The organism is Parundibacterium terreum (genome assembly GCF_014636315.1).
GTDB classification, from domain to species: domain Bacteria; phylum Pseudomonadota; class Gammaproteobacteria; order Burkholderiales; family Burkholderiaceae_D; genus Undibacterium; species Undibacterium terreum.
Map to the genome: position 1 here is coordinate 358,921 of NZ_BMED01000004.1, position 24,775 is coordinate 383,695.

The following is a 24,775-nucleotide window of genomic DNA, read 5'->3' on the forward strand; positions in this document are numbered from 1 at the left end:
TGCTCAGCCGATGTTCAGCCGGCCAGCAGCCGGTCAGCTAGTGACTATCGCCATGGAAAACCCGTCATAGCCCTTGCTACCCACAGTCTGTAGCGCTGTTGCCGACAGGCGCGAATGCCCGGACATCAGATCGAAGAAGCTGCGCACACCGATCACATTCGGGTCGGTGCTGGCGGCATCGCTCACTGCGCCGTTACGCACCACGTTGTCGCCGATGATCACCGTGCCCGGCCGCGCCAGTCTGAGCGACCATTCCAGGTACAGCGGATTGCTGGGTTTATCCGCATCAATAAAGATGAAGTCAAACGGCGCGATGCCCTGTTGTTCCAACAAGGGCAGGGTATCCACCGCCTTGCCGATGCGGATATCCACCCGCTGCGCCAGCCCCGCGCGCTGTATATTGCGGCGCGCCACTTCCGCATGCGCCGCGTTTGCTTCCAGCGTCACCACGCGCCCGCCTTCAGGCAGCGCGCGGGCCAGCCATATCGTGCTGTAGCCGCCCAGAGTGCCAAACTCCAGTATGGTTTTAGCTCCTTGCATCTGCACCAGCAAATGCAGGAACTTGCCCTGGTTGGGCGCGACATTGTGCGGCGGCAGGCCGGCGGCATCACTGTCGCGCAGCGCCTGCTCCAGTGCGCTGTCGGTTTCCACCAGGCGCTCGCAAAAATAGGCATCCACGTCAGTCCAGGTTTGCTGGCTCATCCTTTACTCCTCAGCTTGGGGATTTAAAAAACTGTGGGCATAAAAAAATCCTCCTGGAATTGCTTCCGGGAGGATTCTTGTGTCTGGTTTAAGCAGACGGTATTTTGCAAACGCTTTTGCTAACGCCATCAGGCAAAATTAGCCAAGGCGCCTTTCATTTTCTTCAATGCGGCGCTTTCGATCTGGCGGATGCGTTCGGCAGAAACACCGTATTCGCTGGCCAGCTCGTGCAGTGTCGCACCTGATCCGTCATCGTTTTTCAACCAGCGCTCTTCCACGATACGGCGTGAACGGGCATCCAGTTTGGACAAGGCTGTTTCCAGGCCTTCTGTCTGCAGACGGTCGTAAGCCTGTGCTTCCAGCATACGGGTAGGCTCTTCCGCTTCCGTTTTCAGGTAAGCGATAGGCGCGAACTTTTCATCATCGTCATCGGTAGGCGCATCCAGGGCCACATCGCGGCCGGACAGACGCATTTCCATTTCGATTACTTCTTCGCGCTTGACGTTCAGCTCTTTCGCCAGTGAATCCACTTGCTTTGGAGACATCGCGTCCAGGCCTTCCTTATGGCTGCGCAGATTGAAAAACAGTTTGCGCTGAGCCTTGGTAGTGGCCACTTTGACCAAACGCCAGTTTTTCAGGATGTACTCATGCATCTCGGCCTTGATCCAGTGCATCGCGTACGACACCAGGCGTACGCCCTGGTCAGGGTCGAAACGTTTTACCGCTTTCATCAAGCCGATATTGCCTTCTTGAATCAGATCAGCGTGTGGCAGGCCATAACCCAGATAACCGCGGGCGATCGAGACGACCAGGCGCAGGTGGGACAAAACCAGCTGCTGCGCAGCGTTCAGGTCATTGTTTTGGCTCAGTTTCTTAGCCAGATCAATCTCTTGCTCATGGGTCAACATTGGCAGGCGATTCACAGCCGAAATATAGGCGTCGATATTACCTAGCGTGCCGGTAAAACCCAGTGCCAGGGCTGTACTATCCGAAGATTGCACCACAGGATGTGTTGCTGAATTAGTCATTCTTCCTCCTCATTGCCGCCGGTGAAAACAGGCTGATTTAATTATCAACCAGTAACCGACCATTTCTAAGCTCTATATTAGCACTCTCTCGGTTTGAGTGCTAATACTCCAAATTTATATGCTTAAGGTAAATAGTAGATAGATTTATTGCTATCAATTTCTTGCAATCAATTTGGATTCACTATAACCCTTAGAGTAGGGAGACAGCCGAAAGTTCAGGCTCTTACATGCAGTTACATCTATATAGATGCCCTTGCCTGAGCCGGACTTTGGGCCTGAATTCCTACCTGAATTAACACTATATGCGCAAAGCGGTTTGGCTGCTTTGCGCCATATCAATCCCGGTTCGGTCTTGGCAGTCTTGGAGAAATGGCGGTAGTGATAGGGTGAGGCAAGACGAGAGGTGGCACGGTGCGCTACGCCACCTAACGAGGGAGTTGTCGGATAATTTAGTTTGCGCGTGCCAGTTGGCGCCGCACAGAGAGGAATGCTCCGCATAATCCTAATATGGTGCTCACACCCAATAATGCAAGGCTGGGCAGCAAGCCCAAAGGGATGAGGCGGAATTCAGACGCATACAGCCGGGCAAACTCGGCAATCGCGCCGTTCAGCGGCTGCAGCGACGCCGCGATCATGCCCAGCGCTATGCCGCCGGCCAGTAAACCCAGCATTGCTCCAGTGTAATAATAGGGACGATGGATAAAGCTATTGGTCGCGCCCAGCAGCTTGGCCACGGTAATTTCTGCCTGATGCGAGATCACCTGCAGGCGGGTGGCGTTAAACACCACCACTACTACCACCACCGCCAGCGTCACCGCCAAGAACAGCAATGATAGCTGCAGCACCTGCACCAGCGCCGCCAGGCGCTTGATCCAGGCGGAATCCACCTGCACCACGTCCACACCGGCGAGCGTTTTCAATTGCTGGGCCAGCGTATCGACCTTGGCTGCATCGGCATTGGACAGCGAGATCACATAAGCATCCGGCAGCGGGTTGCCGCCCAGCGTGGACAAGACTTCCGCCAGGTTGGAGGTTTCTTCTATCGTCGCCAGAGCCTTGTCCTTGGGCACAAAGTTCACGCGGGCGCTGACATTGGCATCCTTCAGCATCTTTTTCAGCGGTACCGACAGTGCGGTCGCATCGGTGCGCGGCGTGGCCGGCTGCAGGAAAACGCTGATCTCAGGCTCTATCGACAATTGCGAAGAGATGGGCCTTACGTTTTCTATCAATGTCAGTCCGGCGATAGGCAATGCCAGCGCAATCGCTACCACTAGTACATTGAACAGGAAATTGCCGGGGCTCACCCGCAGGTGCGACCATGCGCTCTTCAAGGCAAACAGATGCTGACGGAACCAGACTGTCATTGTTTTTATCCCGGGTTGATCTTGTAATTATTCAGGTGAAAGACGATTTTTGCTGCAAAGCGCGGCAGCTATGCAGCCAGCGCAGAGTGCCAGGAGTCGGTGACACGGCCATTGCTCAGATAGATCACGCGGCTGGCCTTGTCCAGGAACTGCTCGTCATGGCTGGAGATGATGCAGGTCACGCCCGCACTCTGGAAAGCCTTCAGCGCGCTCAAGACCTTGTTTGCATTGTCGCGGTCCAGGAAGGCGGTAGGCTCGTCAGCCAGGATGATCTGCGGCCGGTTGACGATAGCCCTGGCAATGGCCACGCGCTGTTGTTCGCCGCCGGACAAGGATTGCGGTTTGGCATTCGCCTTGTCCGCCAGGCTGACTTTTTCCAGCGCAGCGCGGGCGCGGGTTTCCGCCTCGGTGCCGGAAGCGCCGGTTACAACCAATGGCAGCATCACATTGGCCAGCACGGTACGGTCCAGCAGTAGTTTTTGTTCTTGCAGGATCAGGCCCAGTTTGCGGCGCAGGTAGGGCAGGCTGCCTGCCTTCAGTTTGCCTATGTCTTGCCCGTTCACGCTGACGCTGCCGCTGGTGGGCTTTTCCACACCGGCGATCATCTTCAGCAAGGTGGATTTGCCGGCGCCGGAAGGGCCGGCCAGGAAGATCAGTTCACCGGCCGCGATGGAGAGCGACACATCGCGCAATGCATACACATCGCGCGAGTATTCCTTGGACACGTTGTTGAATTCGATCATGGATCAGGCAATCACAAAAATAAGAGGCTGCTGCAAAACTCCTCTAGCCAGGCGCAACGCCGCCAGGGGAATTTTTCAATGGCCGTTAATTGAGCAGGGCGTCAACGAATTCCTGTGCATTAAAAGGCTGCAAATCTTCGATCTGCTCGCCTATGCCGATGAAATATACCGGTATCGGACGGGTTTTGGCAATCGCCGCCAGCACGCCGCCCTTGGCGGTGCCGTCCAGCTTGGTGATTACCAGGCCGGTCAGCCCCAGTGCATCGTCAAAAGCCTTTACCTGTGCCAAAGCATTCTGGCCGGTATTGCCGTCTATGATCAGCAGCACTTCATGCGGTGCGCTGTCCATGCCCTTGGCGATCACGCGCTTGATCTTCTTCAATTCTTCCATCAGGTGCAATTGCGTAGGCAGGCGGCCTGCGGTATCCACCATCACCACATCGGTACCGCGCGCCTTGGCCGAGGCCACCGCATCAAATGCCACCGCTGCCGGGTCGCCGGATTCCTGCGAGATCACCGTCACATTATTGCGCTCGCCCCAGATGGTCAGTTGCTCGCGTGCCGCTGCGCGGAAGGTGTCGCCCGCAGCCAATACCACAGACTGGTGATGGGTTTGCAGATGCTTGGCCAGCTTGCCTATGGTCGTGGTCTTGCCCGCGCCGTTGACGCCGGAAATCATCATCACCAGCGGCTGATGGCGGCCCAGTTCCAGCGGTTTTTCCAGCGGCGTCAGCAAATCCAGCAGCAGGGTTTTCAGCGCAGTCTTGACTTGTTCAGCCTCGGTCAGTTTCTCTTCCTTGACCTTTTTCTTCAGCGCATCCAGCAGGAACTGCGTTGCTTCCACACCGGCGTCTGACACCAGCAGTGCCGATTCCAGCTCTTCGTACAGGTCATCATCAATGCGCGCGCCGACAAACAGCGTGGTCAGCGTCGATGAGGTTTTGGACAAGCCAGCCTTCAGGCGGCTCAGCCAGGAGCGTTTTTGTTCTGCCGGGGCCGGGGCGGGTTCAGAAACCGGTACAGGCGCCGTTTCAGGCGTGGCTACCGCCACTGCTGCGGGAGCCGTTTCCTGCGCAGTGCTTACCGCCGGAGCCGCCTGCGGAGCAGGAACAGCGGGAGCCGTTGGAGCAACGGGGGCCGGGCCGGGTTCTTCTTTGGGTTTTTTCTTGAAAAAGCTAAACATCGAATAGGGAGGCGATTGCGGTTGGTTGGCAGTTTCAGCCTGCATTCATGCCGGCAAAAAGCTACAATGCCTAGCATTCTAACAGAGCGCTGTGATCCTCCCTACCAAACGCAGGATTTTGGTAGTAAATTTGCATCATTACAATATCGTCGCTCAATACAGATCGCACTAGCGTGCATCGCCCTTATAAAAATACCCACACATGAACGCAGTAGCAAAAAAACAAAAGCCTCGCCCGCCGCGGCCCACCACCCGCGCGCCGCAGCAGGTCCGCATCATAGGCGGCGTATGGAAGCGCACGCCGCTGTCCGTGGTCGACGCGGAAGGCTTGCGCCCCACGCCCGACCGCGTGCGCGAAACCGTATTCAACTGGCTGGGCCATCTGCTGGACGGCTCCTGGTCGCAATTGTCTTGCCTGGACCTGTTCGCCGGCAGCGGCGCACTGGGCTTTGAAGCCGCCAGCCGCGGCATGGCCAATGTCACCATGGTGGAATACCACACGCCGGCTTATCGCCAGCTGGATGCGATCAAGCAAAAGCTGAACGCCAGCCAGGTCAGCCTGGTGCGGGCAGACGCGCTGACGGTGGTGCAGGGCATGGCCGCGCGCGGCCAGCGTTTTGACTTGATTTTCCTCGATCCGCCCTACAATCTGGGTTTGCTGCCCAAGGTCTTGCCGCTGTGCGCAGACATCCTCAGCGCCAAAGGCCTGCTGTATGTAGAATCGGAGGTGCCGCTGGCTGCAACGGATGCAGAAGATATCAGCGAAACAACAGCAGCGATGCTGGAAGGCTGGAGTGTGATTCGCGCCGACAAGGCAGGTAGCGTATATTTCCATATACTGCAGCGCAATAATTAGCCCGGTGAGCTGCCTGAAATTCAGGCATAATGCCCGAATAAATTGGTGCAACACTGTCATTTGTGGTGCACAACTCAATGAAAACAGAGGGAGAGAAGATGGTCACAGCCGTTTATCCGGGAACGTTTGATCCACTGACACGCGGTCATGAGGATCTGGTGCGCCGCGCATCGGGTCTGTTTGACACACTGGTCGTGGGCGTGGCGGACAGCAAAAACAAGAAGCCCTTCTTTTCCCTGGACGAACGCCTGACCATCGCCAATGAAGTGCTGGGCCACTACCCGAACGTGCGGGTGGAAAGCTTCTCTGGCCTGCTGAAAGATTTTGTGCGCAAGAACGATGCACGCGTGATCGTGCGCGGCCTGCGCGCGGTATCCGATTTTGAATATGAATTCCAGATGGCAGGCATGAACCGTTACCTGCTGCCGGATGTAGAAACCCTGTTCCTGACGCCTTCCGACCAGTACCAGTTCATCTCCGGCACCATCGTGCGCGAGATCGCGATGCTGGGCGGCGACGTTTCCAAGTTTGTCTTCCCGTCCGTGGACAAATGGCTGCAGCAAAAGGTTGCCGCCGCTGCGGCAGGCCAGGGCCAGTAATAGTAAGCGCGGGCTGCAAAGCCCGCAAGCCTGCGCCTGACGGCCGGGATTTTTTAAAGTAAATGTGTATGGCACTGCTGATTACCGACGACTGCATCAACTGCGATGTATGCGAGCCCGAATGCCCCAATGAAGCAATCTACATGGGGCAGGAAATCTATGAGATCGACCCCAATAAATGCACCGAGTGCGTAGGCCACTTCAATGAGCCGCAGTGCCAGCAGGTGTGCCCGGTCTCGTGCATCCCGTTCAACCCTGCATGGCGCGAAACGCCGGAGCAGTTGATGGAAAAGTATGAGCGCCTGCAGGCTGAGGCAGCGGCCAAGGCCAAATAGCTCGGCTAGGCGAGCCCTTGCGGCTCGCACCTGCACTCCGGCACACTTCCCTTCTTCGTTTAATTCCCTCCCTGTAATTCAGCCAGCGCCGCGATCTGCGCGCGGGTTTCGTGCATGATTTCATCCGAAAGTGCGGGGTCGTCACAGACTCTTGCCATGATCATCGCGCCCACCATCGCAGACCAACTGGCAATCGCAACGCGGCGTTTTTCAGCCGGGTTTGCGCCGGCAGAGTTCCGGGCAAGGCCCTCGATGCGGGAGCGTATCGTTTCCGTCATGGCGGCTCTTGCCGGTAGCGGCTGGCGCGTGGTTTCCGTCGCCAACCCGGCGATATTGCATCCACCCGCAAGGTCGGCGCGGTGGCGCGCAGACAAGTAGCTTTCCGCAAACTCGGCTGGCCCGATTTCAGCTTTCGGCTTGCTGTTGCGATATGCCAGCGCCTGGGCAATCAGGTCATCCTTGGATTTGAAGTGCCCATAAAAGCCGCCGTGGGTCAGGCTCGCCGCTTGCATCACTTCGGCCAGCGTCACCGCATCATAACCATGCTCGCGGAAAAGGCGGCCGGCGGCTTCCAGGATACGCTGCTGGTTCGCTTCATACTGTTCACGGCTGACCTTCATCGCAGACTCCCTGGCTAAAACTGGTAATTTACATGCTTCTTCATGGGAGATCAATGATGATGATAGACATGTTTATTACCTATTAATACCAGGGATTTAGATAAAAAAAACTGCTTGGCCTACGTTGTCGATTTCATTGACAAGCGTCCTTTCCTTCCCTATAGTCATAATCATGTTGGATAACATGATTATGTTGCCAACATATAACGCCGAGCTGCACTGTCTTGGCTGTGACAGACCCGGATGAGGCGTCCCATGGATTTCAGTACTTTTTTTATACGAGGTTTGAATGAAGCGTCGCGACATATTGAAACTGGCGTCATTCGCCGTTCTCCCCTTGTTTGCCGGGCCGGTAATGGCTGGCCTCGATAGCAAGCCTTCGCTACTTAAATACAAGGTATTTACCGCGACCCGTCCCGGCTTGAGCCGCGATCTACCGCCCGGCAAAGAATCACTGATGTGGGTCGCCAATTCATCCACACTGATCTATGGCGAAAGGGATGCGGTGCTAGTGGACACCTTCCTGACGGTGGAGCAGAGCAAGGGCCTGGCGGATCAGATTGCGGCTACAGGAAAATCACTGAAAGCCATTTACGTCACCCACGCGCATGGCGACCACTTTTTCGGCTTGAAAGTGCTGCTGGACCGCTTCCCGAATGCAAAGGCACTGGCGACGCCTTCCGTGGTGGCGACCATGAAGCTGCAAAGCACTCCGGAAAAACTGGATGCCCGCTGGCGCAAGCTATTCCCCAACCAGATTTCAGACGTGATCTCCATTGCAGAGCCGCTGGAAGGCAATGAGATAGAGCTGGAGGGGAATAAGCTGGTTGTGGTCAAACTCGGCCATACCGACACCGATGATTCCACCTGCCTGCATGTACCATCCATAGGCCTGGTGGTTGCTGGTGATGCAGTCTATAACGGCATCCACCCCTTCCTGATCGAGTCGACCCGTCAAACCAGGCTGGAATGGATAGCTGCACTGGATAAGATAGATGCGCTGAAACCGGTCAACGTTGTGGCAGGGCACAAGATCCCCAGCAATGACGACAACCCGCGCAACGTGGCAGAAACACGTCAATACATCCGTGACTTCATCCGGCTGAACGATGAGACCCAGACCGCGCGCGAGCTGTATGACAGGATGCTGGCCCTCTACCCGGAACGGGCTAACCCGGGCTCGCTGTGGAGTTCCGCCGCTGCGGTCAAAGCCGAAGCAAAGAGCTAAGGCGGCACTCCATGCAGATGAGCTAGTGCGGCAAAGCTTAACGCCTTGCATTGTTATTCTGGGAAATACTTTTCTTTCGACTCACCGAACGCGACGAACTTCAGCTCAAGGGAGGAGTCCAGTGCAACTAGCGGGAAAGTCTGCAGAATAGGCAGATTTGATGCTCGCCCGGCAAGCCACGCGAGGCTTGCCGGGCGCCGAGTTTCAATTGCGCTAGAATGGGTCAACGGCGAAAAGGGCGCAGACCCCGCTCTCGATGAGAGGAATGCAAATGAGACCTGATATCTTCCGCTTTCTTGCCTGCGGAAAAATTGCCTTGCTGGCGATCTGCCTGGGTATTGCAGGTTGCGGCGGTGGCGGTTCCGCCGACAAAGGGCCGGTGCCGTCCAACCCTCCTGATGTTTCCAACCCCGCAGGGCCGGGCCACTTCGAGGTGGCCACCTTCATCAAGACCGTGAGCGCCGCCGATATTGCGGCCACGCTCCCCACAGCAAGCGCAGCGTCGATCACGCCGCTGTATGCGGTCGATACCTACAAGCTGACCTACACCACCACCGATGCCGCCGGCCACAGCGTGACCGCATCCGGCCTAGCCGCCATTCCGCGCAAGACCAGCAGCCTTGCCAGCCCGGTGCTGAGCTACCAGCATGCCACCGCCAAGATGGATGCCGATGCTCCTAGCAATCACGCCACAGCCGATGAACCTGCATTGCTGTTTGCATCACTGGGTTATCTGGTCAGCGCGGCAGACTATGTGGGCTACGGTTCCACCAGGGGCCTGCCGCATCCCTACCTGCTGGCCACGCCTACCGCTGCATCGGTGGCAGATTTCATTACCGCCAGCGCGCGCTGGCGCAAGAGCAAGGCGATTGCGGATAACGGCCAGTTGTTCTTCACCGGCTATTCCGAAGGCGCCTATGCCACCATTGCCACGCTGCGCATGCTGACCCAGAACGGTACTGCTGCCGGCGCGTTGCCAGTGAGTACCTTTGTCGGCGCTGGGCCGTATGACGTATTGCTGACGCTGAACGTGATGCTGGAGACAGTGCGTAAGCAAAATCCTGTGCTGGGCACCTTGATCAGTCCGGGTTTCTTAAGGAACCTCGGCGCCAACGACAGGGCCAATGTGCGCAACCTGCTGCTGTTTCTGGTGCTGGGCACGCAAAGCGACATCAACTTCGATCCCACGTTTCTGGATAACTTCCTCAATGACGACACAGTAGCCATCGCCTCGCAAAGCAGCGTGTATGACTGGACCCCGCAATCGCCTATCTTCTTTTTTGCAGGCAAGGGCGACACGACCGTTCCTTACGCCAATACCGATGAAATAGTGCAGACGATGACGAATCGTGGCGCGGCGGCATTACTGGCACGGGCAGATTGCCCGGTCACGCCTTCCGAGCACCTAGCCTGTGTGCCATCATTTTTGATCAGTGATATTGCGCGGCTGGGGAGTTTGGCCAAGGGGCTGTGAAACCCTTGTTCTTTCAGGCTGCATCGGTAGTGAAGCTCAAAAACCGTGTAACGAAGCGAATTCTTCGAGGGGAGCCTTCGGCATTTGCGGCCGCCGTCTTGCCCACTCGGGATCGCCAAAACCCATGGACATGCCGCAGACCACCAACTCTTCCGCAGCCAGAGGCAGTTGGGTGCGGATAACCGCATGGTAGCGAGAGAGAAATTCTTGCGTACAAGTGTCGAGCCCGCGCGCTTTTGCCGCCAGCATGATGTTCTGAATAAACATGCCCAGATCGAGCCAGCTTCCTTTCTCAAGGCGACGGTCGATCGTAAAAATCAGGCCGACCGGTGCGTCGAAGAATCGGCAGTTGCGCGCAGACTGTACCGCGCGCGCGGCCATGTCTTCTTGTGCGATGCCCAGCGAGCCATAGAAGACCGAAGCAAATTCATTCCGGCGCGAGGCGAAAGGTTCCGGCAACGGAGCGGGAAGGTAGTTATATTCGGACTTGTGCTCACCGGATGCAGTTTCGTGCGCGGTAGCGATGGCATCGGCCAATGCCGTTTTCGCCGCCCCTGCTAACACATACACGCGCCAGGGCTGTACATTCCCTCCTGTGGCTGCGTAACGCGCGGCGTTGAGGATGCCGGTGATAGCCTCAAGATCCACCTCACGATGCAAATAAAATCGATTGGCAAATCGACTCATCATGACTTTCTCAACTTCGGATACTTCTTTCGATGATTCAGTGTTATCACGAGCCATGGTTCATAGTCCTATCATTTGATGTCTGGTGTTTGGATATTCGGAAGACTCACTTTTCCCACTTTGAGCCCAGGATGATGCTGCAGAGGTTCACCCGCTGGAAGCTGTGATCCTTGTGGGCAAGGAAATCATCATTGAAGGTGCCGAAGGTGGTTTCAGGCCGATGCGCCAGACCGTGGTAAAACGCGTCTATCATTTGGTGGGCAAAATCGGCATCGCGGGGATAGGCGGTAATTACCGCTTGGCGCTGCGCGTCGCTGAACTGCTCAAAGCCGCGGCCGGCCACGTCCATACCCGCACCGGCCTGCACCAGGGCAATCTCCGGATGCATATGCTCCGGGATGCCTGGCGTTGTGTGGAGCGCGACGGCGGCCCACACTTTGTCTATGTCCCCTTCGGATATGCGGTGGCTTCGCAGGAAATCGCGCGCAGCATTCGCGCTATCCACTTCAAAGCGAAGCTTGCTGTCCCTATAGACCGAAGTCAGGCCGAGATCGTGGAACATCGCTGCAACGTAAAGTAATTCCGGATCGAAAATCTGGCCCCTTTGTTTTCCGAGCAGGGCTCCCCAAAAATAAACCCGGGTAGAGTGGGAAAACAGCAATTCGCTTTCGGTTTCGCGTATCAGTTGCGTGACCTCGCGTGCTATCTTGCTATCAGGGATTTTGATGCCGGAAATGTCGCTCGTTATCATGCTCATGTCCTCCTGTATATCTGGCTTGTGACGACTCTGTCAGCAGGCCGGCGCGGATTTTTTCTCCGCGCAGGTCAGCAAGCTTCGGCCGGTGCCTGAATGTCGTATGAAATCCGGCCTGCCGGCAGAAAGAACAGCGCAATCAGCGCTCCGCCTTTTACTTCCGGATAATGATGGCTGCCCGGTGCGGGAGCGGTCCAGCCGGCGCCGCACCAGCCATTGGGGCCGGCAAGCATCGCGCCATCGGTCAGCGGTATGACCATGTTCAGTTCACCATAGGGATGAGCGTGGTAGTCACCCCTGAAGGTTTTTCCAACTTCTGGCGACAGCTCGCCACTTTCCCTGCTATCCATATAGACAGCCGTAATGCTGAAGTAAAATGTCTCGGGAGACGGTTCGCAAATCCTGCTGCGCCGATAACGCGAACCGCTGATTTCTACGTTCGCAGCCCAGCCTTCTTCGATACCGGCCTTGATCAATACGGCAAGTTCATCATAGACGCTGCTCCCCGGGCCATGGGTCTTGTTCAGCCATCGTTCAACGTCAACACCCGCTGTCATCTCCTTGACCTCGGCAAGAAAGGATATGCTGCGCTTTATCAGTTCATCACGTTTGCTCACTGCTAATGCTCCATCGATTAAGTGTATCTTCAGCGTATCAATTGGCGGAACTGCAAGGCCCTGTCGCCAATTTGCCCGCCGCATAGTGTTCACTGGATGTTCGCATGGAGCTTTTCCAATTGAAAGCGACCTTTCTGCAAGTCAGATATGCATGGGATTCAATTCACTCGTTTCCCCGCTCATCCACCACAAATAGAAGACTTGCCGGCTTCGTGTATGCTTTGCAGAATTGAAAATGTCCGCAATCATTGATAAGAACATGGAGCAGCCAAGATGATCTCTTTCGACAGGCTAGACCTCAATCTTCTGCGCATATTCGACGCAGTCATGGAAGAGCGCAGCGTGCTCCGGGCCAGCCAGAGGCTGCACCTGAGCCAGTCCGCAGTAAGCCACGCGCTGGCGCGCTTGCGCGAGAGCGTAGGGGAGGATTTGTTTATCCGGACTAGCAACGGCATGAAGCCGACCGACTTTGCACTGGAAATCAGCGTGCCCCTGCATGCGGCGCTGCAAAGCATGAACAGCACGCTCTCGCGCGCCTCGCCGCCTTTTCAGCCCGGCAGTATGCGCAAAACCTTCGTGATTGCGGCAAACGACTATGTCTCTGCGATACTGCTGCCGCATTTCAATCGCACGCTATCCCAAATAGCGCCTGGCATAGATCTGGTGATACGGCCGTCAACACGGCTTGACCTTGCAGAGCAGATAGATCTGCGGCGTATCGACCTGGCTATAGGGACATTCAGCAGTATTCCGGAGCGCCTGCATTCGCAGTTGCTGATGCAGCAGGACGAAGTCCTGATCTGCAGCGCAGGGCATCCGCTCGCCGCCGAAGAAATCACGATAGGCGATGTTGCCAATTACCCGCTTGCGGTGGTATCGCTGGGGGGCGAGGAGGACGGTGCGGTCAGCGGTTTCATTCTCGAAAGAGGGCTCGCGCGGCAATCCGAAATGTATGACCGGAAAGCGCTTGACCAGGCGCTGCAGCAGGCCGGCTTGCAGATACGGGGCCAGATGACGATCCCCCATTTTCTCGCCATCCCCTCCCTGCTGGAAAACAGCGAGCTGATGGCAATCGTGCCCCGGCCGCTGGCAAAAGTGTTTTCCAGAACCTACTCCCTAGCAATCCAGGAGTTGCCCTATCCCGTCACGACTCAGCGCCTGGATATCGTCTGGCACTCTCACAATGACCTGGACGCGGCGCATTGCTGGCTGCGGTCGCAATTGTGTGAAACGGTAAGGCATATCCAGGCCATACCGGAGTCGGCTGGTAATGCGGAACAGGAGTGAGGTCATAGCTTATCAACACCTAAGGATTGACCAGCATTGCGGGTCAAGAACTTTGGAGTGCGGGAGTCGACTGCGCCCGCGATGCAGCACTGGGGGCTGCGTATCGTGTATGTTGTTGATCCTTCCGGTGTGCTTTGGCATTTTGCGGAGCGGCGAGAGGGCAAGGCGCACGACCAGTAAAGTTTGTGTAGTTTGGATGCTCAGTCGCGCTTCTTTTTGGCGAGACGGACGTGGGTGACCGTGCCGGATGCCACGGTTTCTACGCATTCGTAATCTCGAGCGAGATTATCCGTTCCCTCAAACAAGCGCTCGCCAGACCCCAGCAATTTGTCGGTAATGACTATATGCAGTTCGTCGATCAATCCTGCCTGCAGATATTGGCGAACCAAGGTCGCGCCTCCGCCCAGGCGCACGTCCTTGCCCTGCGCCGCTACAAACGCCTGCTGCAACGCAGACTCGATGCCGTCATTCACAAAGTGAAATGTCGTCCCGCCTTCCATTGCTAGCGCCGACCGCGCGTGGTGCGTGACTACAAAAACCTGCGTATGGTAGGGCGGATTGGGACCCCACCAGCCTTTCCAGTCATCATCCGCCCAGGGACCGCGCACTGGCCCGAACATATTACGCCCCAAAATATTGGCGCCAATATTGTCCATCGCCTTCGCCATGAAATCGTCATCAATTCCTGTGCTCCCACCTTCCTGCCCTATCATTTTGTGGAAGCTGCGGGTTTGCCGCGCCCAGTCCATGATCACAAGGCCACCCTTGCCAAACGGGTTTTCCAGGCTCTGCCCTGGTGCGGAGCTAAAGCCGTCGAGTGATAGAGCAAAGCATCGTACTACCAGTTTTTGCATTTCAGTTTCATTTTAGGTCAGAGAAAAGGGGATACTTAGGCTATTCGCTTGCAAGCACACTGCTGCATCCGCTGCGCTTAGGCCAGCTTCAAAAAAAAATCGCCAGACATACTTGCATTTTGCCTGCCTTAGTTTTTGATGGGTGATATTGTGTGGATGGGGCGTTGGCCAAGGGGCTTTGATGTATTTTTTCTATAAATGGGTTAAGCGTACATATCTCTTGCGAAATGTCGGTTCATGCCCGACTCCGTGCGCGGTGCTGGTATTAAAGGGCTTATTTCGATTTCAATAATTTTGATATGGCTTTCCCATTTTTTGGTGCCGTGCCATCTCTTCCGGACTTAACCTCAAAAGGTTTTGAAATAATAGAAATATTGTTACTTTTGCAGCACTCTGGTAACGTTCGGTTTTAGCACATCAAAACAAGTTAGAAAATGACGTAACGTTTCAGTTGAGAAGGAGTTTTGGTGGAAAGCAAAGAAAATAAAATCTCTTCACGTCCGTGGTTGGCGGCATTCTTGGCGATCGCTCCATTGTCCATTGCGCTTCTTCTACCGATTCTACTGAGCCAAAAAGATGGCTCGATGTCTGAACATTGGCTCTATCCGTTTTGGATTCTAGCTATTCTGTCTTTGCCCTGGAGCATTGCAGTTGCGATACCAACATTTTATCTGCTGGGTATCCTGTTCTACCGTCATGATGCTTGGCCTGCCTTTGGCTTGGCGATTTATGTGGGCGCTTTTGTCGGCACCTACGTCAATGGATTTATCTTCTTCAACCGACGCAGAAAGATCACGAGCAACAATGATGTGTGACGACGCGCAGGTATCGTGTGCCGCATACATAGCAAACATCGAACGAATGCCTGGCAGCGTATTCAACTAATTCGACCCTCGAGCACTGGCTCGTTTCTAACATGGCGCTCGTTCGGACTGGCCGGATACGGCGCGGGTTCTTATTAATCCGCTGATGGCCAGCCATACAGCTTTACATTAGAGCACTAAGATTTAGCCACGTACGAACAAGCAAATGAATCGATAAATCAAGGAATGAGTCTAGGGTGTTGATTTACATTTGGTGCTGCAATCGTGGAGACTCAGCTAGTGTGATCAAGCCGCTTAACCCGCACACCTAACCTGATTCCGCCCATTAGTCTTAGCCTCATACAGCGCCGCATCCGCCCGCGCCACCATCTCACGCGCTACGCCTTCTATGTCGCCCACGTTCTTGACCGCAGGCAGCGTGGCGATGCCGATGGAGATCGTGCATTTGCAGAAGCCGCCCATGCTGAGCAGGAAGGGTTTGTTGGCGATGCTGGCGCGTATGCGTTCCGCGACTTGCACTGCGTGCTGCTGGTTGGTGTTGATGAGGAAGACGACAAATTCTTCGCCGCCGAAGCGGCCTAGCGTATCGCTCAGGCGCAGCTCGGCCTTGATGCGGTTGGCTACGTCGCGCAGCACGTCGTCGCCGCCCTGGTGGCCGTGCTTGTCGTTGATCTGCTTGAAGAAGTCGATGTCCAGGTACATCGCGACGATGCCGTATTGCTGGCGGCGCGCGCGGCCTATCTCTTCCAGCTTGCGCTGTTCCACATGGCGGCGGTTGCTGACGCCGGTGAGCGGGTCGGTCAGGCCTATGTAGGTGAGGCGCTCGTTGTTGATCACGTTTTCCAGGCAGATGGCGATGATGGATGCCATGTGCTCGATGAAGTCGGTGGCCATGCTGGGGGCAAAGCGATTGATGTGATAGCTGCCCAGGTTCAGGCAGCCTATCAGCTTGTTCTGGCGTATCAGCGGCACCACGGCCACGCTGCTGGGCTTGGTGCGGCATTCGGCAAACATGCGGCCGTGCAGATCGTCTTCATACCGGCCTAGGACGGGCCGCTTAAGGTGCTGGCGCAACTGGCCCAGTTCAAACTCGGTCTGCACGAACAGCAGGTGCGGGAACTCGGTGAGGTCGATGTTCAGGTCCAGCAAGATGCGGCGCAGGTTGCTCTTGGGGTCGATCAGCGTCAGCGTGACGATGTCCAGGTCCGAGGTCTTGGCCAGCGTGCTGAAGATGTTTTCTATCAGCTCGCGGAAGCTGCTGGCGCCTATGAGTTGAAGATCGAAGGTCTGGTGGCGCAGCATGATGCGCTGGTTGCGGTGGGCCTGGTTCAGCAGTTCTTCCAGTTGCTCGCGCAATAGCCCGTTCTCCGTACGGAGTTCGTCCGGAGTGAGGCTTTGCGCTGGTCTGGTCACTACCTTATGCATGGCTTATTGTCCGCAATCGCTGTGCTAGGAAAAAAGAAGCGTATCCAATTAAAATGCCAAAGACAATTCTACTTCATCGCCTACCCGTAAAACCTGGTCTTCACCGCTTAGTAAAATTAAATTCATGCCGAAGGTGATGCCGCCGTCCACCAGCGGGTTGGCGCGGTAGGTCTGCAGGATGTCCATCGGGTCGGGGCCGAACTGGCCCGTGGCCTGGTCCACCGAGGGCATGGGGCAGCGCGGGCAGGGCTTGACCGGTTTCAGCCTGATGCTGCCGATGTCAAAGGATTCGGCATAATCTTCTTCATAGGCTTCTATGCCGTCCATTACGATATTGGGGCGGAAGCGGTTCATCGGTATGCTGCTGCGGCCCTGGGCTTGCAGGCGGCCGTTCAGGTCTTCCAGCGAGGCGGCTGAAATCAGCAGCATAGGGTAGCCGTCGGCGAACATGGTGGGCACGTCGATGTCGCCCGTCCATTTCTTGCTGGCGAGGCGCTGCGCATCCGGATGGAAGCGCACCAGCCTGCATGGCGTGCCTACCGCGTTGCTGAACCAGGTTGCGGTGGTGAGGTCGCAGTCGTAGGCATTGAGCACGCTGTCCCATACCTGCACTTGCAAGGTGGCGGCGCTGGCGGGGTCCGGCAGATCCAGCGGGATTTCCAGCGGCAGCATGCCGGGGGCACGCACGACTAGCTTTTCGCTCTGGATGGAGGGTTGTATCAGCGCCATGCGCGGATGTTCGCGCTGGGTCAGGAACTGGCCCTGGTCGTTGACCACCATCCATTCCCTGTCGTAGATGAAATCATGCGACAGGCCGGTGGCGGTCACTGTTGCCTCGCGCAGCGGGATGCCGGCGCAGGATTTGATCGGATACAGAGTCAGTTCGGTAATGGTGGGCATAGATAATTTCTAAACACTTGTTACCGGTGGATTGTTTTCACCGGCTACCTGACAATTACGACGTAATCGCTGCCTAAATTAAATGCGCCCATCGTTTATTACCGGATGGGCGCTTTCATACTCACACTTCAGGCAACAGATTGATGCATGCACATAGTTTTGACAGGCCCGATGGTTCTAGCTAGTCCTATGTGTATTTTAACCAATTTTATTGCAATAAAATCAAATTTGTATCAGACCTGCGTCAAACATTGAACAAGAAGTTCAGGACGTCGCCGTCTTTCACCACATATTCCTTGCCCTCGGCGCGCATCTTGCCCGCTTCCTTGGCGCCATTTTCACCCTTGTAGGTGATGTAGTCGTCAAAGGCGATGGTTTGCGCGCGGATGAAGCCGCGTTCAAAGTCGGTGTGGATCACGCCGGCAGCCTGCGGGCCGGTGTCGCCTACGTGGATGGTCCAGGCGCGTACTTCCTTCACACCGGCGGTGAAATAGGTTTGCAGGCCCAGCAGCTTGAAGGCGGCGCGGATCAGGCGGTCCAGGCCAGGCTCGTCCATGCCCATGTCGGCCAGGAAGGCTTGCTTGTCTTCGTCTTCCAGATCGGCGATCTCGGATTCGATGGCGGCGCAGATGGCGACGATAGGCGCGTTCTGCGTGGCTGCATAGGCAGTCAACTGGTCCAGCAGCGGGTTGTTGGTGAAGCCGTCATCCGAGACGTTGGCCACATACATGGCCGGCTTGGCAGTGATCAGGCACAGCGGCTTGATCAGCAGCATTTCTTCTGCGTCCAGGCCCAGTGCGCGCACTGGCTTGGCATCGTTCAGGTGCGGCATCAGGCGTTCCAGGATGGCAACCAGCTTGGCTGCGTCCTTGTCGCCGGAGCGGGCTTTCTTGTTTTCGCGGTGGATGGCTTTTTCTACCGTGCCCATGTCGGCCAGCGCCAGCTCGGTCTGGATGACTTCAATATCGTCGAGCGGGCTGACCTTGCCTGCCACGTGGATCACATTGTCGTCTTCAAAGCAGCGCACTACGTTGACAATCGCATCGGTCTCGCGGATGTGGGCCAGGAACTGGTTGCCCAGGCCTTCGCCCTTGGAGGCGCCAGCCACCAGGCCGGCGATGTCCACAAATTCCACCGTGGCCGGCAGGATACGTTCCGGCTTGACGATTTCTGCCAGCTTGGCCAGGCGCGGATCAGGTACTTCCACCATGCCGACGTTAGGTTCTATCGTGCAAAAAGGATAATTTTCTGCAGGGATGCCCGCTTTGGTCAGGGCGTTGAACAGGGTGGATTTGCCGACGTTAGGCAGGCCGACGATGCCGCATTTGAGACTCATAGATGTACCGCTTTTTCGCGAAGTTTTAAGTTAACCACCTATTTTACCGGAAACGGGGTGGTCTCAGGCGCTAGATTAGGTGGTGAGTGCTCACTAAGTAGGCACTAAGCGAGCATTAGGGGAGCACTACGGCTTACTTGGGTGTCCAATAGGCCAGCGCTAAGCCAAACCCGCCGGGCTGCCGGCCGGGCTTGCGGCCACGGCACGCCCGTGTGACACATGGTGCAAAAACCACACCAGCGACACGCCGGCCACGGTCAGGCCCAGGATCAACCCTATCCAGAAACCGCCGGCTGCCATAGGCTGGGCCGGGCTCCAGGGAAACCATGAAGGCGCCAGCCCCAGTATGCAGCCTACCGGCAGCGATACGCCCCAGAAGGCGGCCAGGTGGATCAGCATGGGCGTACGGGTCACCTTGTAGCCGCGTATCGCGCAGGCGGTGGCCACCTGGGTGCAGTCGGATAGCTGGAACACGGCGGCAAACAGCAGCAGGCTGGATGTCATGGCCTGGATGGCCGGATCGGAGGTGTAGGCAATTGCGATCTGGTTGCGGAACAGCAGGATGAAGATCGCCGAGACCAGGCCAAAGCTGACCGACATGCCGACGCCGACCCAGGAAACGAAACGCGCCCGCACGGGGTCGCCTTCGCCCAATGCCTGGCCGACGCGAGTGATCAGGCCTATGCCGAAGCTCATCGGCACCATGAATACCAGCGACGTGAAATTGAGTGCGATCTGGTGCGAAGACACATTCACCACGCCAAAGCGCGCTACCAGCAGGCCCACCGCGCTAAACGCGCTGACCTCGGCAAAATAGGTGATGCCTATAGGCGTGCCCAGCTTGAGCATGCTGCCGATCTCGCCCCAGTGCGGGCCTTCCCAGTGCTTGAAAGGATAGGTCTGGCGGTAGGCCGGCGAGCGGCGTATCCACACCAGCATTGCGCCCAGCATCAGCCACAGGCCGCTGGCGGTGGCGACCGCGCAGCCTATCGCTCCCAATTGCGGCAGGCCGAAGTGGCCGTAGATCAGCAGCCAGTTGATGATGATGTTGTATATCAGCGCGCCGATGGCGATGATCATGATGGGCTTGGTCTGGTTCAGGCTGGTGCTGTAGCCATAGAGGGCTCGGTAGGCGGCAAAGGCCGGCAGGCCCAGGCTGATCACATGCACGAACATCGCCGCCTTGTCGCTGACGGCCTGTTCCATGTCCAGGTGATCGAAGATCAGCGTGGCTGCATTGGCCACCACGCAGGCGATCAGGCCCACGCCCAGCGCTTTCCATAGCGATTGCCTCACCACATGCGGGATGCGCGCAAATTCTGCCGCGCCCACTTCATGCGCGACCACGGTATTGATCGCCATCATCACACCCATCACGGTGACGATGATCATGGACCAGATCGATGCGCCCAGCGATACGGCGGCCAGATCCCCTGCGCTGACGTGGCCCGTCATCGCCACGTCTGACACTGCCATGCCCACGGTAGCGAGCTGGCCTATCAGCATGGGCCAGGCCAACTGCCACAGCGCCTTGACTTCGGTACGGATCTTGGTCTTCATGGCAGATCCCTGCGCATGGCGACACTAGTTGCTGGCTGGCCTAGCTGGCTGGGGGAGACGCTGCTAACGGAGAAGGAACGTATCAGACGAGGATTTTTGATGACAAAAGACATGCTTGGCGTAAATAAGTGACTTGAACTGCATCTTACCATCCTCCGCGCGCGCTTCATTCCCCTGGCTTGATGAGCATTATGCAAAGATCCTTGACAGCTTAAAAGAGCGATACTATAGTGATATCACTTTGATTTCATCTCAACGGGGGAAACATGGAAACACCTAGTGGTAACGGAAGTAGCAGCAAGGCGAATATGGCTCATACAGGCATAGCCGGGAGCAAAAAGCCGGTGCAGGAACACATCCGTTCGTCGGCGGATGGCTACTTGATGACCGTGATCGGCATCTTGCTGGTGCCGGCCGGTGCCTACTGGGCCTGGAGCGGCTTGCCGTCCGCGGGGGAGGCAGGCCTGTTTTATAGTTTCCTGAAACTGCTGGTCTGTGTATTGGGTGTGTTTGTATTGTCCGGCCTTTACATGCTGCAGCCGAACGAGGCGGCGCTGCTGTCGTTGTTCAGCAAATATGTGGGCACAGACAGGCAGGAGGGTTTGCGCTGGGCCAATCCGCTGTTCAGCAAGCGCAAGATCAGCATGCGTGCCCGCACGATGAACTCGCCGCCTCTGAAGGTGAATGACAAGCGTGGCAATCCGGTAGAGATAGGCGCGGCGATCGTGTGGCGCGTGAAGGATACGGCGCTGGCAATCTACAATGTGGACGACTTTGAGCGCTATGTGACGGTACAGGCCGAGGCCGCGCTGAGGCATCTGGCATCGCAGTATGCGTATGACGATGGCGAAGACCTGGACGAAAAAGAAACCACGTTGCGTGCCGGCCTGGATGATGTGGCCCACGCCCTGCGCACGGAATTGCACATGCGCTTTGCCGCTGCCGGTGTGGATGTGGAAGACGCCAAGCTGACCCACCTGGCCTATGCGCCGGAAATTGCGCAAGTGATGTTGCGCCGCCAGCAGGCAGAAGCTATCATCAGCGCCCGCGCAAAAATTGTGCATGGTGCGGTGACGATGGTGGAAGCTGCGCTGAAGGGTTTGTCCGAGCGCCAGATCGTGGTGCTGGACGACGAGCGCAAGGCGGCCATGGTCAGCAATCTGCTGGTTGTGCTGTGCTCGGACAAAGAGACGCAGCCTATCGTGAATGCCGGAACTCTATACAACTGATTGAGCGCCTGCCGGATAAAGAATTTATATGTCCGGCAGGCTAACCAACATGAACACTGAAACGTATTTGGTGCCCTGATGAACAGCCATCCCGTCTATGTAGAAAGCCAGTTCGCCAGCATGGTCTGGGCGGTAATGCCGGTTGCCAGTCTGGCGGGTTTTCTGCTGCACTACAATCTGCCCAACCATGATTTACGGAACTCGGCCATCAGTATTATCGTGGCGGTGAATTTTGTGGTGCTGGTATTGCTGGGCAGGCTGACGATCAGCATTGATGCGACGCACTTGCGTTGGCATTTTGGCTTCCTTGGCTGGCCCGCATGGAAGATTGCGCTGGCAGAGATTGAATCTGCAGAAGTCGCGCAATCGCGCTGGATAGAAGGCTGGGGCATCAAGTACACCAAGGAAGGCATGCTGTATAACGCCGCCGGTACTGCCGCAGTGCGCATCCATCGTCGCAACGGCAAGAGTCTGCGCCTGGGTTGCAAGGACCCGCAGCGCCTGCTGAGTTATCTGCTGCCGCGCATCCCCTCATCGATTGACTTGTCTGCGGTGGGCAAATACTGATGGCGAGCCCAGGCAAAAAATCCTTCCTGCTGCGCATCGATCCTGCCATCTGGGCCGAGATCGAAAGGCTGGCCGCACAAGAATTGCGCAGCTCCAATGCGCAGGTGGAATACCTGCTGCGCCAGGCATTGGTGCAACGCGGCCGCAGCTTGCCCGCAGACAATGCCGACAATGCCGGCGAAGATCCTTCCGCTTCCGAATAAGCCGGCCGGAACTATCCGGACAGCAATTTATTTTTCTATTCCGCGAATTTGCGCTTCCAGCGTGCCAAATACGCAATTCGTCGCATAGGCAAAACATCCTGGCCAGCCGCTTGTATAGTCGCTAACATACTGGGCGTGTGTCCGGCCTTGCCAGAGCCTGCGCCGTGACAGGCGCCCGGTATGAATACAACAGAATCACCAGAAGTTAACGACATCCTTCAATGCTGTTTTTACTGGGAGTAGTTTTCATGAAAGTTTTTCCGACATACCTGATGGCCATGTGCTGCACCGCCGGCCTGGCCGTGGGCTTCATTGGCAGCGCACAGGCGGCTGAGCCTGTTAAGACCTATACCGTGCGCGATTTCTTCCAGACGCCGGCGCAGAGCGCGTTCAAGATTTCACCGAACGGCAAGTATCTGAGCTATATGCAACCCTGGGAGGGGCGGCGCAATATCTATATCAAGCAGGTAGGTTCTTCCGAGCCTGCGGTACGCATCACCGCTGAGACCGCGCGCGACATCAGCGGCTACTCATGGAAGGGCGATGATCACCTGCTGTATGGAAAAGATTTCGGCGGCGATGAAAATTTCCACGTGGTGTCGGTCAGCCGCGACGGCAAGGATGTGAAAGACCTGACGCCTTTCCCCAAGGTGCGCTCGCAGATCGTCAACGACCTGGAAGAGGTTGATAACGAAATCCTGATCAGCAACAATAAGCGCAAGGCGGAAGTGTTTGATGTGTATCGCGTCAATATCAGCACCGGCAATGCAGTGCTGGTGGCGGAAAATCCCGGCAATATCCAGGACTGGATCACCGATCACACTGGCGCCGTGCGTGCCGCTACCACCAGCGACGGTGTGAACACCAGCCTGCTGTATCGTGCTACGGAAAAAGAGCCGTTCAAAACAGTGCTGACGACCAGCTTCAAGGAGTCTGCCGATCCGCTATTCTTCACCTTCGATAACAAGAAGCTGTACATGTCGTCCAACATAGGCCGCGACAAGAAAGCGATCGTCATCATGGATCCGGCTACTGCCAAGGAAGAGCAGGTGATCTTTGAACATCCGGACGTGGATGTGCAGGATCTGGGCTACTCGCGTCTGCGCAAGGTGATTACCGAAATCGATTACATCGACTGGAAATTTCAGCGCAAAATTGTCGATGCCAAGACCGAAGACTTGTTCAAGGCGCTAAGGGCCAAATTGCCGGGCTATGAAATTTCGCTGCAAGCGCATTCCAGGGATGAATCTACCTGGGTCGTTGCCGCGCATAACGACAGGACCGAAGGCAGCCGTTATCTGTTTGATGCCAAGAGCGGCAGCCTGACCAAGCTGGCCGACATCAATCCCAAGCTGGCAGAGAAGGATATGGCGGTGATGAAGCCTATCCAGTACCGCGCCCGCGACGGTCTGCTGATCAACGGCTACCTGACTTTGCCGGTAGGGCGCGATCCGAAGAACCTGCCGGTGGTCATCAATCCGCACGGCGGCCCCTGGGCGCGTGACGTGTGGGGCTACAACCCCGAAGTGCAAATGCTGGCCAATCGCGGCTATGCGGTACTGAAAATGAACTTCCGCGGCTCTACCGGCTATGGACGCAAGTTCTGGGAAGTGTCGTTCAAGCAGTGGGGCAAGACCATGCAGGATGACATTACCGACGGCGTGGACTGGCTGATCAAGCAGGGCATTGCTGATCCTAAACGGGTTGCCATCTATGGCGGCTCTTACGGCGGCTATGCGACGCTGGCCGGCGTGACCTATACGCCGGACCTGTATGCAGCAGCGGTGGACTATGTCGGCGTCTCCAATATGTTTACCTTCATGAACACGATACCGCCTTACTGGAAGCCTTTGCTGGATCAGTTCCATGAAATGGTCGGCGATCCGGAAAAAGACAAGGAGCTGCTGGCAGCCGTGTCTCCTGCACTGCATACCGACAAGATCAAGACGCCTTTGTTTGTTGCCCAGGGCGCGAATGATCCGCGTGTGAACAAGGCCGAGTCCGACCAGATCGTGGAAAGCCTGCGCAAGCGCGGCGTGCAGGTGGAATACATGGTGAAGGACAATGAGGGACACGGTTTCCATAACGAGGAAAACCGTTTTGCCTTCTACACGGCGATGCAGGATTTTCTGGGCAAGATATTGAAGCCGCAATGAGTGAAGCCGTAGCAGGAGTTTGATTTTTGTTGATAATGAAACGCCGCATCGGCAATGCCGGATGCGGCGTTTTTATTTGCAGTTTCATTCGGTGCGATACGCTTGCGCTATCACACCCCGCGAAAAACAAAAGCTCGCACGATGCTGAGGGTAGGGTGCAATAGCGCTAGCGTATTGCACCGAATTTTCCTCTATCGCTCAAGCAGCTCTGGATTGTAAGGGACGAGTTAAAAATAAATGCGCT

Annotated in this window: 25 protein-coding genes; 11 read left to right on the top strand and 14 right to left on the bottom strand. The window is 56.4% G+C overall.

What is annotated here, in order from left to right:
• Positions 1-33: 33 nt before the first annotated feature.
• The 5 genes from IEW12_RS20045 to ftsY all read right to left on the bottom strand — a co-directional run bounded on the left by IEW12_RS20045 (position 34) and on the right by ftsY (position 5,020).
• Positions 34-702 (bottom strand): O-methyltransferase, encoded by a 669-nt coding sequence (locus IEW12_RS20045; RefSeq protein WP_188567875.1) that lies wholly within the window; start codon positions 700-702, stop codon positions 34-36.
• A gap of 128 nt (positions 703-830) precedes the next feature.
• Entirely contained in the window at positions 831-1,730 is a 900-nt protein-coding gene (rpoH, locus tag IEW12_RS20050) for an RNA polymerase sigma factor RpoH (RefSeq protein WP_188567876.1), read from the bottom strand.
• Between the two features lie 449 nt (positions 1,731-2,179).
• Positions 2,180-3,094, bottom strand: coding sequence for a cell division protein FtsX (locus IEW12_RS20055; protein WP_188567877.1), 915 nt, complete (start codon positions 3,092-3,094; stop codon positions 2,180-2,182).
• Between the two features lie 68 nt (positions 3,095-3,162).
• Positions 3,163-3,837: a cell division ATP-binding protein FtsE gene (locus tag IEW12_RS20060; RefSeq protein ID WP_188567878.1), complete on the bottom strand. Its 675-nt coding sequence runs from the start codon at positions 3,835-3,837 to the stop codon at positions 3,163-3,165.
• 85 nt (positions 3,838-3,922) lie between these two features.
• Positions 3,923-5,020: a signal recognition particle-docking protein FtsY gene (ftsY, locus tag IEW12_RS20065; protein WP_188568041.1), complete on the bottom strand. Its 1,098-nt coding sequence runs from the start codon at positions 5,018-5,020 to the stop codon at positions 3,923-3,925.
• Between the two features lie 202 nt (positions 5,021-5,222).
• Here ftsY and rsmD point away from each other — a divergent pair, with 202 nt between their 5' ends.
• The 3 genes from rsmD (at position 5,223) to IEW12_RS20080 (ending at position 6,810) form a co-directional block, all read left to right on the top strand.
• Positions 5,223-5,876 carry a 16S rRNA (guanine(966)-N(2))-methyltransferase RsmD gene (rsmD, locus tag IEW12_RS20070; protein ID WP_188567879.1) on the top strand — a complete coding sequence of 218 codons (654 nt, stop codon included), beginning with the start codon at positions 5,223-5,225 and terminating at the stop codon, positions 5,874-5,876.
• Between the two features lie 98 nt (positions 5,877-5,974).
• Positions 5,975-6,475, top strand: a complete 501-nt coding sequence (gene coaD, locus IEW12_RS20075) for a pantetheine-phosphate adenylyltransferase (RefSeq protein ID WP_188567880.1) — start codon at positions 5,975-5,977, stop codon at positions 6,473-6,475.
• A 68-nt stretch (positions 6,476-6,543) separates the two neighbouring features.
• On the top strand, positions 6,544-6,810 hold the full coding sequence (locus tag IEW12_RS20080) for a YfhL family 4Fe-4S dicluster ferredoxin (RefSeq protein ID WP_188567881.1): 267 nt from the start codon (positions 6,544-6,546) through the stop codon (positions 6,808-6,810).
• Positions 6,811-6,869: 59 nt separating this feature from the next.
• Here IEW12_RS20080 and IEW12_RS20085 read toward each other — a convergent pair whose 3' ends face one another.
• Positions 6,870-7,430 carry a TetR/AcrR family transcriptional regulator gene (locus IEW12_RS20085; RefSeq protein WP_188567882.1) on the bottom strand — a complete coding sequence of 187 codons (561 nt, stop codon included), beginning with the start codon at positions 7,428-7,430 and terminating at the stop codon, positions 6,870-6,872.
• A 289-nt stretch (positions 7,431-7,719) separates the two neighbouring features.
• On the opposite strand from IEW12_RS20085, the gene IEW12_RS20090 reads away from it, so the two are divergent.
• Positions 7,720-8,658 (top strand): MBL fold metallo-hydrolase, encoded by a 939-nt coding sequence (locus tag IEW12_RS20090; RefSeq protein ID WP_229751244.1) that lies wholly within the window; start codon positions 7,720-7,722, stop codon positions 8,656-8,658.
• A 271-nt stretch (positions 8,659-8,929) separates the two neighbouring features.
• A complete protein-coding gene (locus tag IEW12_RS20095) occupies positions 8,930-10,132 on the top strand; it encodes an alpha/beta hydrolase family protein (protein WP_188567883.1) in 1,203 nt (400 codons plus the stop codon).
• 36 nt (positions 10,133-10,168) lie between these two features.
• Here the strand turns inward: IEW12_RS20095 and IEW12_RS20100 are convergent, their stop codons facing one another.
• The 3 genes from IEW12_RS20100 to IEW12_RS20110 form a co-directional block, all read right to left on the bottom strand.
• Positions 10,169-10,876, bottom strand: a complete 708-nt coding sequence (locus tag IEW12_RS20100) for a nitroreductase (protein WP_188567884.1) — start codon at positions 10,874-10,876, stop codon at positions 10,169-10,171.
• Positions 10,877-10,925: 49 nt separating this feature from the next.
• Positions 10,926-11,576 (bottom strand): HD domain-containing protein, encoded by a 651-nt coding sequence (locus IEW12_RS20105; protein ID WP_371874560.1) that lies wholly within the window; start codon positions 11,574-11,576, stop codon positions 10,926-10,928.
• Between the two features lie 68 nt (positions 11,577-11,644).
• A complete protein-coding gene (locus tag IEW12_RS20110; RefSeq protein ID WP_308789151.1) occupies positions 11,645-12,208 on the bottom strand; it encodes a 4-hydroxylaminobenzoate lyase in 564 nt (187 codons plus the stop codon).
• A gap of 255 nt (positions 12,209-12,463) precedes the next feature.
• On the opposite strand from IEW12_RS20110, the gene IEW12_RS20115 reads away from it, so the two are divergent.
• Positions 12,464-13,477 carry a LysR family transcriptional regulator gene (locus IEW12_RS20115; RefSeq protein ID WP_188567885.1) on the top strand — a complete coding sequence of 338 codons (1,014 nt, stop codon included), beginning with the start codon at positions 12,464-12,466 and terminating at the stop codon, positions 13,475-13,477.
• 200 nt (positions 13,478-13,677) lie between these two features.
• Here IEW12_RS20115 and IEW12_RS20120 read toward each other — a convergent pair whose 3' ends face one another.
• The gene (locus tag IEW12_RS20120) at positions 13,678-14,331 is read right to left on the bottom strand and encodes a dihydrofolate reductase family protein (protein WP_188567886.1); all 654 of its coding nucleotides are present in this window, start codon (positions 14,329-14,331) and stop codon (positions 13,678-13,680) included.
• A 467-nt stretch (positions 14,332-14,798) separates the two neighbouring features.
• Between IEW12_RS20120 and IEW12_RS20125 the strand changes: the two genes are divergently transcribed.
• On the top strand, positions 14,799-15,146 hold the full coding sequence (locus IEW12_RS20125) for a hypothetical protein (RefSeq protein ID WP_188567887.1): 348 nt from the start codon (positions 14,799-14,801) through the stop codon (positions 15,144-15,146).
• A 303-nt stretch (positions 15,147-15,449) separates the two neighbouring features.
• Here the strand turns inward: IEW12_RS20125 and IEW12_RS20130 are convergent, their stop codons facing one another.
• The 4 genes from IEW12_RS20130 to IEW12_RS20145 all read right to left on the bottom strand — a co-directional run bounded on the left by IEW12_RS20130 (position 15,450) and on the right by IEW12_RS20145 (position 20,376).
• Complete coding sequence (locus IEW12_RS20130) at positions 15,450-16,580, bottom strand: GGDEF domain-containing protein (RefSeq protein ID WP_188567888.1); 1,131 nt, start codon at positions 16,578-16,580, stop codon at positions 15,450-15,452.
• Positions 16,581-16,628: 48 nt separating this feature from the next.
• The gene (locus IEW12_RS20135) at positions 16,629-17,480 is read right to left on the bottom strand and encodes an MOSC domain-containing protein (protein ID WP_188567889.1); all 852 of its coding nucleotides are present in this window, start codon (positions 17,478-17,480) and stop codon (positions 16,629-16,631) included.
• A gap of 244 nt (positions 17,481-17,724) precedes the next feature.
• Positions 17,725-18,816 carry a redox-regulated ATPase YchF gene (gene ychF, locus IEW12_RS20140; RefSeq protein WP_188567890.1) on the bottom strand — a complete coding sequence of 364 codons (1,092 nt, stop codon included), beginning with the start codon at positions 18,814-18,816 and terminating at the stop codon, positions 17,725-17,727.
• 159 nt (positions 18,817-18,975) lie between these two features.
• Positions 18,976-20,376, bottom strand: coding sequence for an MATE family efflux transporter (locus tag IEW12_RS20145; RefSeq protein WP_188567891.1), 1,401 nt, complete (start codon positions 20,374-20,376; stop codon positions 18,976-18,978).
• A gap of 266 nt (positions 20,377-20,642) precedes the next feature.
• Between IEW12_RS20145 and IEW12_RS20150 the strand changes: the two genes are divergently transcribed.
• The 4 genes from IEW12_RS20150 to IEW12_RS20165 all read left to right on the top strand — a co-directional run bounded on the left by IEW12_RS20150 (position 20,643) and on the right by IEW12_RS20165 (position 24,531).
• Positions 20,643-21,605, top strand: a complete 963-nt coding sequence (locus IEW12_RS20150) for an SPFH domain-containing protein (protein WP_229751245.1) — start codon at positions 20,643-20,645, stop codon at positions 21,603-21,605.
• Positions 21,606-21,683: 78 nt separating this feature from the next.
• On the top strand, positions 21,684-22,172 hold the full coding sequence (locus IEW12_RS20155) for a hypothetical protein (RefSeq protein ID WP_188567892.1): 489 nt from the start codon (positions 21,684-21,686) through the stop codon (positions 22,170-22,172).
• Positions 22,172-22,375 carry a type II toxin-antitoxin system antitoxin gene (locus IEW12_RS20160; RefSeq protein ID WP_188567893.1) on the top strand — a complete coding sequence of 68 codons (204 nt, stop codon included), beginning with the start codon at positions 22,172-22,174 and terminating at the stop codon, positions 22,373-22,375. The genes IEW12_RS20155 and IEW12_RS20160 overlap by 1 nt, the downstream gene beginning before the upstream one ends.
• A 248-nt stretch (positions 22,376-22,623) precedes the next feature.
• Complete coding sequence (locus IEW12_RS20165) at positions 22,624-24,531, top strand: S9 family peptidase (protein WP_188567894.1); 1,908 nt, start codon at positions 22,624-22,626, stop codon at positions 24,529-24,531.
• Positions 24,532-24,775: the final 244 nt, after the last annotated feature.

What these genes read in the sequence shown, in the direction of transcription:
- IEW12_RS20045 (WP_188567875.1), bottom strand. Translation starts at nt 702, where the DNA reads ATGAGCCAGCAAACCTGGACTGACGTGGATGCCTATTTTTGCGAGCGC.
- rpoH (WP_188567876.1), bottom strand. Translation starts at nt 1,730, where the DNA reads ATGACTAATTCAGCAACACATCCTGTGGTGCAATCTTCGGATAGTACA.
- IEW12_RS20055 (WP_188567877.1), bottom strand. Translation starts at nt 3,094, where the DNA reads ATGACAGTCTGGTTCCGTCAGCATCTGTTTGCCTTGAAGAGCGCATGG.
- IEW12_RS20060 (WP_188567878.1), bottom strand. Translation starts at nt 3,837, where the DNA reads ATGATCGAATTCAACAACGTGTCCAAGGAATACTCGCGCGATGTGTAT.
- ftsY (WP_188568041.1), bottom strand. Translation starts at nt 5,020, where the DNA reads ATGTTTAGCTTTTTCAAGAAAAAACCCAAAGAAGAACCCGGCCCGGCC.
- rsmD (WP_188567879.1), top strand. Translation starts at nt 5,223, where the DNA reads ATGAACGCAGTAGCAAAAAAACAAAAGCCTCGCCCGCCGCGGCCCACC.
- coaD (WP_188567880.1), top strand. Translation starts at nt 5,975, where the DNA reads ATGGTCACAGCCGTTTATCCGGGAACGTTTGATCCACTGACACGCGGT.
- IEW12_RS20080 (WP_188567881.1), top strand. Translation starts at nt 6,544, where the DNA reads ATGGCACTGCTGATTACCGACGACTGCATCAACTGCGATGTATGCGAG.
- IEW12_RS20085 (WP_188567882.1), bottom strand. Translation starts at nt 7,430, where the DNA reads ATGAAGGTCAGCCGTGAACAGTATGAAGCGAACCAGCAGCGTATCCTG.
- IEW12_RS20090 (WP_229751244.1), top strand. Translation starts at nt 7,720, where the DNA reads ATGAAGCGTCGCGACATATTGAAACTGGCGTCATTCGCCGTTCTCCCC.
- IEW12_RS20095 (WP_188567883.1), top strand. Translation starts at nt 8,930, where the DNA reads ATGAGACCTGATATCTTCCGCTTTCTTGCCTGCGGAAAAATTGCCTTG.
- IEW12_RS20100 (WP_188567884.1), bottom strand. Translation starts at nt 10,876, where the DNA reads ATGGCTCGTGATAACACTGAATCATCGAAAGAAGTATCCGAAGTTGAG.
- IEW12_RS20105 (WP_371874560.1), bottom strand. Translation starts at nt 11,576, where the DNA reads ATGAGCATGATAACGAGCGACATTTCCGGCATCAAAATCCCTGATAGC.
- IEW12_RS20115 (WP_188567885.1), top strand. Translation starts at nt 12,464, where the DNA reads ATGATCTCTTTCGACAGGCTAGACCTCAATCTTCTGCGCATATTCGAC.
- IEW12_RS20120 (WP_188567886.1), bottom strand. Translation starts at nt 14,331, where the DNA reads ATGCAAAAACTGGTAGTACGATGCTTTGCTCTATCACTCGACGGCTTT.
- IEW12_RS20130 (WP_188567888.1), bottom strand. Translation starts at nt 16,580, where the DNA reads ATGCATAAGGTAGTGACCAGACCAGCGCAAAGCCTCACTCCGGACGAA.
- IEW12_RS20135 (WP_188567889.1), bottom strand. Translation starts at nt 17,480, where the DNA reads ATGCCCACCATTACCGAACTGACTCTGTATCCGATCAAATCCTGCGCC.
- ychF (WP_188567890.1), bottom strand. Translation starts at nt 18,816, where the DNA reads ATGAGTCTCAAATGCGGCATCGTCGGCCTGCCTAACGTCGGCAAATCC.
- IEW12_RS20145 (WP_188567891.1), bottom strand. Translation starts at nt 20,376, where the DNA reads ATGAAGACCAAGATCCGTACCGAAGTCAAGGCGCTGTGGCAGTTGGCC.
- IEW12_RS20150 (WP_229751245.1), top strand. Translation starts at nt 20,643, where the DNA reads ATGGAAACACCTAGTGGTAACGGAAGTAGCAGCAAGGCGAATATGGCT.
- IEW12_RS20155 (WP_188567892.1), top strand. Translation starts at nt 21,684, where the DNA reads ATGAACAGCCATCCCGTCTATGTAGAAAGCCAGTTCGCCAGCATGGTC.
- IEW12_RS20160 (WP_188567893.1), top strand. Translation starts at nt 22,172, where the DNA reads ATGGCGAGCCCAGGCAAAAAATCCTTCCTGCTGCGCATCGATCCTGCC.
- IEW12_RS20165 (WP_188567894.1), top strand. Translation starts at nt 22,624, where the DNA reads ATGAAAGTTTTTCCGACATACCTGATGGCCATGTGCTGCACCGCCGGC.